The organism is Microcella sp. (assembly GCF_033763155.1).
Taxonomy (GTDB): domain Bacteria; phylum Actinomycetota; class Actinomycetes; order Actinomycetales; family Microbacteriaceae; genus Microcella.
Map to the genome: position 1 here is coordinate 1 of NZ_JANRKZ010000095.1, position 12,345 is coordinate 12,345.

Annotated in this window: 16 protein-coding genes; 13 read left to right on the plus strand and 3 right to left on the minus strand. The window is 64.6% G+C overall.

Features of this window, described 5'->3' with window-relative positions:
- Window positions 1–112: 112 nt before the first annotated feature.
- The gene (locus tag SFU54_RS04365; protein ID WP_319015081.1) at window positions 113–394 is read left to right on the plus strand and encodes a hypothetical protein; all 282 of its coding nucleotides are present in this window, start codon (window positions 113–115) and stop codon (window positions 392–394) included.
- Window positions 395–465: 71 nt separating this feature from the next.
- Here SFU54_RS04365 and SFU54_RS04370 read toward each other — a convergent pair whose 3' ends face one another.
- Window positions 466–1,089: an HAD family hydrolase gene (locus tag SFU54_RS04370; RefSeq protein WP_319015082.1), complete on the minus strand. Its 624-nt coding sequence runs from the start codon at window positions 1,087–1,089 to the stop codon at window positions 466–468.
- Window positions 1,090–1,123: 34 nt separating this feature from the next.
- On the opposite strand from SFU54_RS04370, the gene SFU54_RS04375 reads away from it, so the two are divergent.
- From SFU54_RS04375 to SFU54_RS04430, 12 genes are all read left to right on the plus strand, one after another.
- Window positions 1,124–1,804, plus strand: coding sequence for an L-threonylcarbamoyladenylate synthase (locus tag SFU54_RS04375; protein WP_319015083.1), 681 nt, complete (start codon window positions 1,124–1,126; stop codon window positions 1,802–1,804).
- On the plus strand, window positions 1,801–3,021 hold the full coding sequence (locus tag SFU54_RS04380; RefSeq protein ID WP_319015084.1) for an MraY family glycosyltransferase: 1,221 nt from the start codon (window positions 1,801–1,803) through the stop codon (window positions 3,019–3,021). The genes SFU54_RS04375 and SFU54_RS04380 overlap by 4 nt, the downstream gene beginning before the upstream one ends.
- Window positions 3,021–3,491, plus strand: a complete 471-nt coding sequence (locus SFU54_RS04385) for a hypothetical protein (protein ID WP_319015085.1) — start codon at window positions 3,021–3,023, stop codon at window positions 3,489–3,491. Before SFU54_RS04380 ends, SFU54_RS04385 begins: the two co-directional genes overlap by 1 nt.
- Window positions 3,492–3,601: 110 nt before the next feature.
- Entirely contained in the window at window positions 3,602–4,444 is an 843-nt protein-coding gene (gene atpB / locus SFU54_RS04390; RefSeq protein ID WP_319015086.1) for a F0F1 ATP synthase subunit A, read from the plus strand.
- Between the two features lie 56 nt (window positions 4,445–4,500).
- The gene (atpE, locus tag SFU54_RS04395) at window positions 4,501–4,737 is read left to right on the plus strand and encodes an ATP synthase F0 subunit C (RefSeq protein WP_319015087.1); all 237 of its coding nucleotides are present in this window, start codon (window positions 4,501–4,503) and stop codon (window positions 4,735–4,737) included.
- A gap of 11 nt (window positions 4,738–4,748) precedes the next feature.
- Complete coding sequence (locus SFU54_RS04400) at window positions 4,749–5,297, plus strand: F0F1 ATP synthase subunit B (RefSeq protein WP_319015088.1); 549 nt, start codon at window positions 4,749–4,751, stop codon at window positions 5,295–5,297.
- A gap of 2 nt (window positions 5,298–5,299) precedes the next feature.
- The gene (locus SFU54_RS04405; protein ID WP_319015089.1) at window positions 5,300–6,091 is read left to right on the plus strand and encodes a F0F1 ATP synthase subunit delta; all 792 of its coding nucleotides are present in this window, start codon (window positions 5,300–5,302) and stop codon (window positions 6,089–6,091) included.
- 61 nt (window positions 6,092–6,152) lie between these two features.
- Window positions 6,153–7,787, plus strand: a complete 1,635-nt coding sequence (gene atpA, locus SFU54_RS04410) for a F0F1 ATP synthase subunit alpha (RefSeq protein ID WP_319015090.1) — start codon at window positions 6,153–6,155, stop codon at window positions 7,785–7,787.
- A gap of 78 nt (window positions 7,788–7,865) precedes the next feature.
- Window positions 7,866–8,762: a F0F1 ATP synthase subunit gamma gene (locus SFU54_RS04415; protein WP_319015091.1), complete on the plus strand. Its 897-nt coding sequence runs from the start codon at window positions 7,866–7,868 to the stop codon at window positions 8,760–8,762.
- Window positions 8,763–8,813: 51 nt separating this feature from the next.
- Window positions 8,814–10,274, plus strand: coding sequence for a F0F1 ATP synthase subunit beta (atpD, locus tag SFU54_RS04420; RefSeq protein ID WP_413466566.1), 1,461 nt, complete (start codon window positions 8,814–8,816; stop codon window positions 10,272–10,274).
- A gap of 2 nt (window positions 10,275–10,276) precedes the next feature.
- A complete protein-coding gene (locus tag SFU54_RS04425) occupies window positions 10,277–10,537 on the plus strand; it encodes a F0F1 ATP synthase subunit epsilon (RefSeq protein WP_319015093.1) in 261 nt (86 codons plus the stop codon).
- Window positions 10,538–10,570: 33 nt separating this feature from the next.
- The gene (locus SFU54_RS04430) at window positions 10,571–11,338 is read left to right on the plus strand and encodes a peroxide stress protein YaaA (RefSeq protein ID WP_319015094.1); all 768 of its coding nucleotides are present in this window, start codon (window positions 10,571–10,573) and stop codon (window positions 11,336–11,338) included.
- Between the two features lie 48 nt (window positions 11,339–11,386).
- On the opposite strand, the gene SFU54_RS04435 is transcribed toward SFU54_RS04430, so the two are convergent.
- On the minus strand, window positions 11,387–11,989 hold the full coding sequence (locus tag SFU54_RS04435) for a DNA-3-methyladenine glycosylase I (protein ID WP_319015095.1): 603 nt from the start codon (window positions 11,987–11,989) through the stop codon (window positions 11,387–11,389).
- On the minus strand, window positions 11,986–12,345 hold a 360-nt coding region (locus SFU54_RS04440; RefSeq protein WP_319015096.1), incomplete at its 5' end, for a methylated-DNA--[protein]-cysteine S-methyltransferase. The genes SFU54_RS04440 and SFU54_RS04435, both read right to left, overlap by 4 nt.

The window sequence follows — 12,345 nt, forward strand, 5'->3', positions numbered from 1 at the left end:
CTGATGATCGCGGCGGTTGGCCCCGCCATTGTCCATGCACTCATCTTCCTCATCACCTGGTGGGGAATCGCGGAGCTCATTCGCCGAAAAAGACTTGCCTAAGGTGAATTTCATGATCGCCACTCCCGTTGCCGCCACCGACGGCTCGCCGTGGCTACTTGTTGCTCTGCTGGTCGTGCTTGCCATTGGCGCTTTCGGAGTATGGATGATCGTGTACCCCGATGACGCGCGCCGCTTCATGGATCACAGTCAGCAGAAAGGTGCGGCATGGTTCAACAGTCGAGAGCCGCGCCCGACGCCTCGCTCGTTTCCCCGCATCTTTGGTGCTGTGGTGGCAGCGTTCGCGGCCGTCGTTGCGGCCTTGTTCCTCGCGGAAATACTCGGAGCGTTCTGACAGCATTGGGCAGAGGGCGTCACATCGGCGGAAACCGCTCCTCACGCGGGCGGAGCGGGGGAGTGCCGGGCCTAGGCCGCGAGCGCCTTCTTCGCGAAGGCCTCGATCGCCGCGAGCAGCGATGCCTCGTCGACGTAGACGTGCCCCGTGATGCCGATCGACTCGGCTCCCTTGACGTTCTCGACGAGGTCGTCAGCAAAGAAGGTGTTCTCAGCCGCAGCGCCATAGTGCGCGAGCACGCGCTCGAACACGAGCGGGTCGGGCTTGCGTGCGCCGAACGAGGCCGAGGCGTGCATGTGCTCACGCCCCATGATGGGCACGAGTTCGGGCGCCACCTCGTGCAAGTGGTGGTGGATGAGAATGCCGTTGTTGGTCAGCAGCGCAACCTGCCCGAGCTCAGCGGCGCGGCGCACGGCGTCGAGGGCGGCAGGCCGCGCGTGCGTCGCCTCTGAGCGGATGCGCACCCACTCCTCGCGCGACACGGGCGCCCCGATGACCTCGGTCACGCGCCGCAAATACTCGTCCGGGTCGCTCGGGTCGCCCGCTTCGGCTTTCCACTCCAGGCCGCTGATCCACCAGCGGCGCCGCAACTCATGCAGGTCGTGGCCCGTGATCGCGGTGAGCTTGTCCATGCGGTCACGCCAGCGGTAGTCATAGAGCACGTCATCCATGTCGAACACAAAGAGCAGAGTCACGCCCCACAGTCTGCCCCAGTACGATGAACGCATCATGACCGCCGTGTACGACTGCTCTGTCGAGAGCGAGCTGCTGGAGGGTCTGCGGGCGGCACGCGGAGCCATTGGTCGTGGTGAACTCGTCGTGATTCCGACCGACACTGTCTATGGCGTGGCTGCTGACGCTTTTCGTCCCGCCGCGGTGCAGCGCTTGCTTGACGCGAAAGAGCGTGGCCGTGATGCGCCCCCGCCCGTGCTCATTCCGGGCATGCCGACCCTCAACGCTCTCGCGGAGACCGTGCCGGAGGTCGTCGAGCGGCTCGTGAAAGAGTTCTGGCCGGGAGCCCTCACGATCATCGTCGAGGCACGGGAGTCTCTCGCCTGGGATCTCGGTGATGCGCGCGGCACCGTCGCTCTGCGCATGCCCGCCAACCGCCACACGCTGCACTTGCTCGCTGACACCGGCCCGCTTGCTGTCTCGAGCGCCAACATCAGCGGGATGCCCGCCGCGCGCACCGCGGCTGACGCCCTCGCGATGCTCGGCGATCGAGTGAGCGTGTACCTCGACGCGGGCTCGGTCGGCGACGCGAGCATCGACGCCGTGGCCGACCCCGGCTCGACAATCGTCGACGCCACAAACCTGCACTTGCCCGAAGGAAAGCTGCGCATCGTGCGCCACGGTGTCATTCCCGACGCCGAGATTGTGCGCGTCGTTGGCGCCGAGCTCGTCTCGTGACCTTCTACTTGCTCGTCGCGCTCATCGCGGCCATCGTGAGCTTCGGTGCCTCGTGGGGGGTGCTGCGGCTGAGCCATCGGTTCAAGCTGTACCCGGGCATCCGTGAGCGCGACGTTCACACCACGCCCACTCCTCGGCTCGGCGGTATCGCCATCGTCGTCGGAATCGTCATTGCGCTCGCCATCGCATCGCAGATCAGCTGGTTTGACCTCGTCTACGCCAATCCTTTTCCGATCATCGCCATCGTGGTTTCGGCGCTCGTGATGCTCGGGCTGGGCGTCGTCGACGACCTCTATGACCTCAACTGGATGACCAAGCTTGCCGGGCAGTTCTTGATCGCCGGCTTCCTGGCGTGGTCGAGCCTGCAGATCACCTCCCTTCCAATTGGGCCCGACGGCGGAATCGCCCTCCTCTCGCCCACGCTCTCGCTCATCGTCACTGTGTTCGCCGTCGTACTGGTCATGAACGCCGTCAACTTCATCGACGGCCTCGACGGGCTCGTGGCGGGGGTGACGATCATCGCGGGCACGGTGTTCTTCATCTACAGCTACTTGCTCTCGATCGACACAGCGCAGACGGCATTCAACCTGGCCTCACTCGTCATGGCGGTGTTGCTCGGCGCGACCGCGGGCTTCTTGCCGTTCAACTGGCACCCCGCGAAGATCTTCATGGGCGACGGGGGAGCCCTCGTCGTCGGCATGCTCATGGCCGTCTCGACGATTTCGGTGACCGGTCAGATTGACCCGGGCATCGACCGCAGCCAGCTCGTGCCGGCGTTCATTCCGCTGCTCTTGCCGTTCGCGGTGCTCATCGTTCCGTTGCTCGACTTCGGTCTCGCGGTCTTGCGGCGCCTTCGCGCTGGCAAGTCGCCCTTTAGCGCCGATCGCAAGCACTTGCACCATCGCTTGCTCGACATGGGCCACTCGCACTTTCATGCGGTGCTGATCTTCTACGCATGGACGGCCGTCGTCGCTTTTGGCGCACTGCTGTTTTTGTTCGTTGCCTGGTGGTGGGCACTCACCGCGGTCGTCATCGGCCTCGTCGCATGCACGTTGGTCACGCTCGCCCCCCTGAGCCGCCGCAAGCGCATCGAGGCCGTCGCGCAATCGGCGCCCGAAAGCCACGATGAACTTCGACGCTTTGATCCGTTGGATGCTGAGGCTCCTGATTACCGTGATGATGACGCGTTCACGTCCCCCCGAGCAGAGGAATCCTGATGGCCCTTCACGAGCCCCGACCGTCGACCGCAGTTCCGGTGTTGCGTCGGGCGATTGTGTATGGCGCAGCGCTGAGTTTTGCGATCGCAATTGTCGGCAGTGTCGTCGGGGCGCTCGTCGCCGAACTGCCCGGAATGCTCAGCGCACTCATCGGGGCCGGAATGGGCTTCGTGTTTCTCGCGCTGACCGCCGCGAGCATCCTCTTGGCCGATCGAGTGACGGGGAGCGATCTGCTGTCACCTGCCTACTTCGGCATCGTGATCGGCTCGTGGATTCTCAAGTTCATCGTTTTTCTCGTGCTTGTCTTCACGCTGCGTGACCTCGATTTCATCGAGCCGGGGGTGTTGTTCGCGTGCTTGGTCGCCGCGGTCATCGGCGGTCTCGTGACCGACATTGTGGCGGTCACGCGGTCACGCGTGCCCTACGTTGACGTGACGTTGCCGAGCAAAGACGAGATCCCTGACCTGTAGCGGCTTCGGGCGCCCGAGAGAGTGCTGAGCGACCGTTCTTCGGTGCCCCGTTCTCTTGGTAGGGTAGAAGAACCGCCGCCGATCGCCGCGAAGCCGACCGTTTCGCCCCGATGCTGGAGACTCCCCTGAGCGCTGTTGCCCTACTTACCGCCCTGCCGTTCGCGAGCGATCCCGCGTCGGATACTCCGGAGTTCTCGGGCCCGTCGATTCTCGACTTCTTCCCGCCGGCCATTTTCTTCGAAGGCAACGATTTCTTCGAGCTGAACCGCATCATGCTCGTGCGCCTGCTCATCGTGGCGCTCATCTTCGTGTTGTTCTGGTTGGGCACGCGAAAGATGTCGCTCGTTCCCGGTCGGTTCCAGGGCACCATCGAGATGGGCCTCGACTTCGTGCGCGTCAACATCGCCGAAGACTTGCTCGGCAAGAAAGACGGCAAGCGATTCTTGCCGCTGCTGACGACGATCTTCTTCCTCGTGCTGTTCATGAACCTCACGGGCATCATCCCGGGCATCAATATCGCCGGTACCTCCGTGATCGGCCTCCCGCTCGTGCTCGCCGTTGCCGCCTACATCGCGTTCATCTGGGCCGGCCTGCGTAAGCACCCGTGGACGTTCTTGCGCAACGCGCTCTTCCCGCCCGGGGTTCCGTGGTTCCTGTACATCATCGTGACGCCGATCGAGTTCATTTCGATGTTCATCTTGCGGCCCGTGACGCTCACGCTCCGACTGCTCATGAACATGATCGTCGGCCACTTGTTGCTCGTGCTGTTCTTCTCGGCCACCGCGTTCTTCATGGTCGAGCTCGGCGGCTGGTGGATCGCTGCGAGCGCCGTGACGCTGACCTTCGGCATCGCCTTCACCTTCTTTGAGATCTTGGTCGCGACGCTGCAGGCCTACGTCTTCGCCCTCTTGACCGCTGTGTACATCCAGCTCGCGCTGGCTGACGAGCACTAAACACCCGAAGCCGGGCACCCGCCCGCTTCACTCCGAAACGGAAGGAAATACCCCTCGTGGACGCAAACACGGTTCTCGCCGAAATCAACGGCAACATCGCCACCGTCGGCTACGGCCTGTCGGCGATCGGCGCCGGTGTCGGCGTGGGCATCGTCGTCGGCAAGACGATCGAGTCGGTCGCCCGCCAGCCTGAGCTGCAGGGTCGCCTCACGGTGCTCATGTACATCGGTATCGCCTTCACCGAAGCCCTCGCGTTCATCGGTATCGCGACGTACTTCATCTTCACGGCCTAGGAACCCCTCGCATGCTCGCAGAGCTCATCATCGCGGCGGAGGAGAATCCGAACCCGCTGATTCCGGCGTGGTACGACATCACGTACTCGCTGATTCCGTTCATCCTCGTGTTGCTCCTGTTCTGGCGCGTCGTGCTGCCTCGCATGCAGAAGACGCTCGACGAACGTGCCGCGAAGATCGAAGGCGGCATTGCGAAGGCAGAGTCGGCTCAGGCCGAGGCCGCGGCTGCTCTTGAGCAGTACAACGCGTTGCTCGCCGAGGGCCGCGCTGAAGCAGCGAAGATCCGCGAGCAGGCGCGCGCCGAGGGCAACGCCATCCTGGCCGAACTTAAAGAAGCAGCGCAGGCTGAGGCCGCTCGCGTTACCGCGACGGCCCAACAGCAGATCGAGGCCGAGCGTCAAGCGGCGCTCGTTTCGCTGCGCGCCGAGGTGGGTTCGCTCGCCCTCGACCTCGCGAGCGGTGTCATCGGTGAAAGCCTCACCGACGACAAGCGTGCGACGGCTCTCGTCGACCGCTTCCTCGCCGAGCTCGAGAACGACTCGAAGAAGGCGGCTCGATAGTTATGGGTTCAGCGACGCGCAGCGCACTGCAGTCGGCCCGCTCAGCGCTGGCCGCCTCGTCAGGTGTCGATCTTGCGGCCGGAGAGCAACTGCTTGCCGCCGCGCGCACGATCGGCAGCTCGCCCCAGCTGCTGAGCGCGCTTTCCAACCCGTCGGCTGATGCCGCTGGCACGAAGGCTCTCGTCGCGACGGTGTTTGCCGAACTCGGCGGCGCGGCTCGCGCGCTCGTCGAGGTCGTGGCGAGCAGCCGCTGGTCGAGCGGAGACGACTTGCTCGCCGGGCTCGAAGAGCTGGGCATCCGCGCGATTGCGGCAACCGCTAAGTCGTCAGGAGACATCGAAGCCGAGTTGTTTGAATTCGGTCGTGCGGTGACGTCGGATGCCGAGCTCGAGCTCGCCATCGGGAGCAAGCGCGACTCCGCCGCCGGAAAGCTGAGCCTCGTGCAGAGTCTGCTCGGGGGCAGCGCCTCGGCGCAGACGGTCGCGATCGCCGGGCACCTCGTGCAGCAGCCGCGCGGCCGCCGCATCGGGGAGCTTGTGCGCAGTGCCGCAGCCATCGTCGCAGATACTGCCGGCAAGGGCGTCGCGACCGTAACGGTTGCCCGGCCGCTGTCGGCTACCCAACTCAGCGCGGTTACCGCGAGCATCGCTCGCCGCTACGGCCGCGAGCACGTCGTCAACCAGGTCGTCGATCCCGCCCTCGTGGGTGGCGTGCGCGTGCAGGTCGGCGACGAGGTCATCGACGGCAGTATCGCGTCGCGCTTGGCCGACATGAAGCTTCAGCTCGCCGGATAAGGCGCGCCCAGACACAACCAGACGAGTTGCCGCACGGCGACTCGAACGAAAAGGGAAGAACATGGCAGAACTCACGATCAGCCCGGACGAGATCCGCGACGCGCTGAAGAACTTCGCGAAGTCCTACGCCCCCGGTGCCGCCGTTGCGACCGAGGTCGGTCACGTCATCGACGCCGCCGACGGCATCGCGCACGTCGAGGGCCTTCCGGGCGTCATGGCCAACGAGCTCATCCGTTTCGCCGATGGCACGCTGGGCCTCGCCCAGAACCTCGACGAGAACGAGATCGGTGTCGTCGTGCTCGGTGAGTTCACCGGAATTGTCGAGGGCATGGAGGTCACCCGCACGGGTGAAGTGCTCTCGGTGCCCGTGGGCGACGCTTACCTGGGCCGCGTTGTCGACCCGCTCGGCGCGCCGATCGATGGTCTCGGCGAGATTGCGAGCGAGGGCCGCCGGGCGCTCGAGCTTCAGGCGCCCGGCGTCATGCAGCGCAAGAGTGTTCACGAGCCGATGCAGACCGGTATCAAGGCTATCGACGCGATGATCCCTGTTGGTCGTGGCCAGCGCCAGCTCATCATTGGTGACCGCCAGACCGGCAAGACCGCCATTGCGATCGACACGATCATCAACCAGAAGGCCAACTGGGAGTCGGGCGACGTCAACAAGCAGGTGCGCTGCATCTACGTCGCTATCGGCCAGAAGGGCTCGACGATCGCCGCCGTGAAGGGCGCGCTCGAAGAAGCCGGTGCCATGCAGTACACGACCATTGTCGCTGCCCCTGCCTCTGACCCCGCCGGCTTCAAGTACCTCGCTCCGTACACCGGCTCGGCCATCGGCCAGCACTGGATGTATGGCGGCAAGCACGTCCTCATCATTTTCGATGACCTGTCGAAGCAAGCCGAGGCCTACCGTGCCGTGTCGCTGCTGCTGCGCCGCCCGCCGGGGCGTGAGGCCTACCCGGGTGACGTCTTCTACTTGCACTCCCGTCTGCTCGAGCGTTGCGCCAAGCTCTCCGATGAGCTGGGCGCGGGGTCGATGACGGGTCTGCCGATCATCGAGACCAAGGCGAACGACGTCTCGGCCTACATTCCGACCAATGTGATTTCGATCACCGACGGCCAGATCTTCCTCCAGTCCGACCTCTTCAACGCCAACCAGCGCCCCGCCGTTGACGTGGGTATCTCGGTGTCGCGTGTTGGTGGTGACGCGCAGGTGAAGAGCATCAAGAAGGTTTCCGGAACCTTGAAGCTCGAGCTCGCGCAGTACCGCTCGCTGCAGGCATTCGCGATGTTCGCGAGCGACCTCGACGCGGCGAGCCGTCGTCAGCTCTCGCGCGGTGCTCGCCTCACCGAGCTGCTCAAGCAGCCGCAGTACTCGCCTTACCCGGTCGAAGAGCAGGTTGTGTCGATTTGGGCAGGCACCAAGGGCAAGCTCGACACGATCGACGTCGACGACGTGTTGCGCTTCGAGGCCGAGTTGCTCGATCACTTGCGTCGCAACACGAGCATCTTGACGACGCTGCGCGACACGAACGTGCTCGATGATGCGACCGAAGCCGAGCTCGAGAAGGCCGTTGACGCCTTTGTTGTTGCCTTCCAGGGCGGCGAAGAGGGCGGCGTGCATGCCGGCAACGAGCAGTTTGACGCTGTCGACGCAGAAGACATCAGCCAAGAGAAGATCGTCCGCCGCAAGAAGTAGTCGGGGGGCGTCTCGCGCGCCCACCGCATCCGGCATCGATTTCGTATTCGAGCAACGACCAAGAAACGGAAACCAACCATGGGAGCGCAACTTCGGGTCTACCGGCAGAAGATTCGTTCTGCCCAGACGACCAAGAAGATCACGCGCGCGATGGAGCTGATCTCCGCCTCGCGGATTCAGAAGGCGCAAGCGCGAATGGCGGCTTCGGCTCCCTATGCGCGTGCGGTCACGCGCGCCGTGTCGGCCGTCGCCACCTACTCGAACGTCGACCACGTGTTGACCACCGAGCGAGCGAACCCCACGCGCGCGGCCGTCGTCGTGTTCACGTCAGACCGTGGTCTCGCGGGCGCATTCAGCTCGCAGGCCATTCGCGAGGCGAACGAGTTGCGCACGCGGCTCGAGGGTGAAGGCCGTGAGGTCGTCAACTACCTCATCGGCCGCAAGGCGGTGTCGTACTTCGCCTTCCGTCGTCGTCCGGTCGAACAGGCGTGGACGGGCAACACCGACCAGCCCGAGTTCGCGACCGCGAAAGAGATCGCCGACACCCTCGTCGAGGCGTTCGTTCGTGGCGGCACCGATGGTGGCGTTGACGAGATTCACATCGTCTACAACCGCTTCGTGAGCCTCGTGACGCAAACGCCTGAGATCGTGCGCGTTCTGCCGCTCGAGGTCGTTGACGGTGTCGACGAGCCTGGCTCGAACGATGTTCTGCCGCTCTACGAATTCGAGCCCGAGGTTGACAGCGTGCTCGACTCGCTGCTGCCGGTCTACATCGAGAGCCGCATCTTCAACGCCATGCTGCAGTCCGCGGCCTCGGAGCACGCGGCACGCCAGAAGGCGATGAAGTCGGCGAGCGACAATGCCGACAAGCTCATTACCGACTACACCCGTTTGGCGAACAACGCTCGCCAGGCCGAGATCACTCAGCAGATTTCCGAGATCGTGGGCGGCGCTGACGCCCTGAGCTCGAAGTAGCGCGGCACCACCGCGCATCACGACACACACAGCTAGACGACAGGAAGAGAAATCATGGCTACCGCAACCCAGAAGGCCTCGGGCGCGACGTCGACCGCCGTGGGCCGCATCGCCCGCGTGACCGGTCCGGTCGTCGACATCGAGTTCCCGCACGACGCCATTCCCGGCATCTACAACGCGCTCTCGACCACGATCACGATCGGCGACCAGTCGAGCGAGCTCGTGCTCGAGGTTGCTCAGCACCTCGGCGATGACCTGGTGCGTGCCATCGCACTGAAGCCGACCGATGGCCTTGTTCGCGGCCAAGAAGTGCGCGACTCGGGATCGCCCATCATGGTGCCCGTCGGCGACGTCACCAAGGGCAAGGTCTTCAACGTCACCGGTGACGTGCTGAACGGTGCTCCCGGCGAGACCATCGAGGTCACCGAGCGCTGGCCCATCCACCGCAAGCCCCCGGCATTCGACCAGCTCGAGTCGAAGACCCAGCTCTTCGAGACCGGCATCAAGGTCATCGACCTGCTCACGCCGTACGTGCTCGGTGGAAAGATCGGCCTCTTCGGTGGTGCCGGTGTCGGCAAGACCGTTCTCATCCAAGAGATGATCCAGCGCGTGGCGCAAGACCACGGTGGTGTCTCGGTGTTCGCCGGCGTTGGTGAGCGCACGCGTGAGGGCAACGACCTCATCCACGAGATGGAAGAGGCGGGCGTCTTCGACAAGACCGCCCTCGTGTTCGGTCAGATGGACGAGCCCCCGGGAACCCGTCTTCGCGTGGCGCTCTCGGCGCTGACGATGGCGGAGTATTTCCGCGACGTTCAGAACCAAGACGTTCTGCTCTTCATCGACAACATCTTCCGCTTCACTCAGGCCGGTTCTGAGGTCTCGACCCTTCTCGGTCGCATGCCCTCGGCCGTGGGTTACCAGCCCAACCTCGCCGACGAGATGGGCATTCTGCAGGAGCGCATCACGTCGACGCGCGGCCACTCGATCACCTCGCTGCAGGCCATCTACGTGCCCGCTGACGACTACACCGACCCGGCTCCCGCCACGACGTTTGCGCACCTCGACGCAACGACCGAGCTCAGCCGTGAGATCGCGTCGAAGGGTCTGTACCCGGCCGTCGACCCGCTCACCTCGACCAGCCGCATCCTCGACCCGCTCTACATCGGCGACGACCACTACCGCGTGGCCACGACGGTGAAGCAGATTCTGCAGAAGAACAAAGAGCTGCAAGAGATCATCGCGATTCTCGGTGTTGACGAGCTCTCTGAAGAAGACAAGATCACCGTGGCGCGCGCGCGCCGCATCCAGCAGTTCCTCTCGCAGAACACCTACATGGCGAAGAAGTTCACGGGTGTCGAGGGCTCGACGGTTCCGCTGAAAGACACCATCGAGTCGTTTGACGCCATCGCTAAGGGCGAGTTCGACCACGTTGCCGAGCAGGCCTTCTTCAACGTGGGTGCGATTAGCGACGTCGAAGAGCGCTGGGCTCAGATTCAGAAGGAGAACGGCTAGTCATGGCCGAACTCACGGTGAGTGTCGTCTCGGCCGACCGCGAGGTCTGGTCGGGAACCGCGAAGCAGATCGTCGCGCGCACAACCGAGGGCGAGATCGGTATTCTTCCCGGCCACGAACCTCTGCTGGGCATTCTCAGTGCCGGTGAAGTGCGCATCACCCCTCTTGAGGGTGACGTCATCACCGCTCAGGCTGAAGACGGATTTCTGTCGGTCGAGAACAACACCGTCACGATCGTCGCCGGCGCCGCCGCGCTCGTTTAGCGCGGTGGGCCTGGCGGCGCGTGCGCGCGCCTGATGTTGTTTCTGCTTCCTCCGTCTGAGACCAAGCGCGATGGGGGGCTGGGCGAGAAGCTGGCGCTTGATCGCCTGTCATTTGCCACGCTGACGGATGCTCGGCGAGACACCCTCGATGAGCTCCGCCGGCTCGGCGGCGACCCCGAGGTGGCCGCGCGGGCGCTCAAGCTGAGCGCCGCCGCTGCACCACCCGAGCTCGCGCGCAACCGCGAGGTTGAGCAGAGCGCAACCATGCCCGCGATCGAACGCTATACGGGAGTGCTCTACGACGCGCTGGCCATCCACGAGTGGAAGGCGGCTGCTCGCGAGCGGGCATCCCGTCACCTCGTCGTGCACTCGGCGCTATTTGGCTTGCTGGGCGCCGACGACCTGATTCCCGCCTATCGTTTGTCGCACGATAGCCGCCTGCCGGATCAGACCCTGCGCGCGCGGTGGTCACGGCCGATTGCCGCCGTGCTCGAGAGCACGGAAGGTCCGCTCATTGACCTGCGGTCGGAGGGGTACGCGGCTCTCGGCCCCCTGCCTGATCGACGCGATGCCGTATTCGTTCGCGTTGTGGCTGTGGGAGCCGACGGCATCGCCCGCGCCCTCAATCACTTCAACAAGAAGGGCAAGGGCGAGTTTCTGCGTGACCTGCTCGGTGCCGGCCCGCTGCCATCGACGGTTGAGGGCTTGTGCCGGCGGTCGACGGCGCTCGGTTGGCCCCTGAGTCGAACGAGAGACCGAGAATTGCAGTTGATCGTGCCGGGAGTGCTGCCGGTGCGCTGAGCGCCACGAATGCTGCCGGTGCGCTGAGCACCACGAGTGTGTGTGCCGCTAGCGTGCGCGCCAGCAGCCGACGACGTGGTCGTCGACGAGGCCGGCAGATTGCATGAGCGCGTAAGCGGTCGTGGGTCCGACGAATCGCCACCCTCGAGCCTTGAGATCGCGAGCGAGTGCTCGAGACTCAGCTGTTTGTGTTGGCACCTCCCCGAGCGTTGCCGGGCGCGGCACACCAGACGGGGGTTGGTGCGACCACACCAAAGCGTCAAGGCCCCCGGGTTCGGTGTCGAGCCACGACACCAGCACACGGGCGTTGGCCATGGTGGCCTCGATCTTGGCGCGATTGCGAATGATGCGCTCATCAGCCATGAGGCGATCGATGTCGGGGTCGCCGTAGGCGCTGATTCGGTGCCAATCAAAGCCATCGAAAGCCGATCGAAAACCCTCGCGACGGCGAAGGATCGTGATCCACGACAGACCGCTTTGAAATGCCTCCAGGGTGAGTTTTTCGAAGAGAGCCCGATCGCCGTGCAGGGCATGACCCCACTCGGTGTCGTGGTACTGCTCGTAGAGACGGTCACTGCCGACCCAGGCGCAGCGTGCAACCCCATCGTCGCCGACGCGCACCGACGCGCGGGCGGGAGTTTCGATGCTCATCGGTGTTCGATGCCTTCGTGGTCGAGCAACCACGCCTTGGTCGCAATGCCGTCGCCCGCGCTGTAGCCCGTGATGCGGGCGTCGCTCGCGAGCACGCGGTGGCACGGAATCAGCAGAGGCACCGGGTTCGCGCCGACCGCACCGCCGACCGCGCGCCCCGCGGTGGCCCGGCCGGTTTCGCGACCCAGATCGCCATAACCGCGCACTGACCCGACGGGGATCTGCGTCAAGTGTTGCCAGATGGCCTCTTGAAACGGCGTGCCCTCGGCACGCACGGGAACCGTGAACGAGGTGCGCTTCTTGGCGAAGTACTCGCCCAACTCGGTCGCGGCGCGGCGCAGCACGGGAGTCGGAGC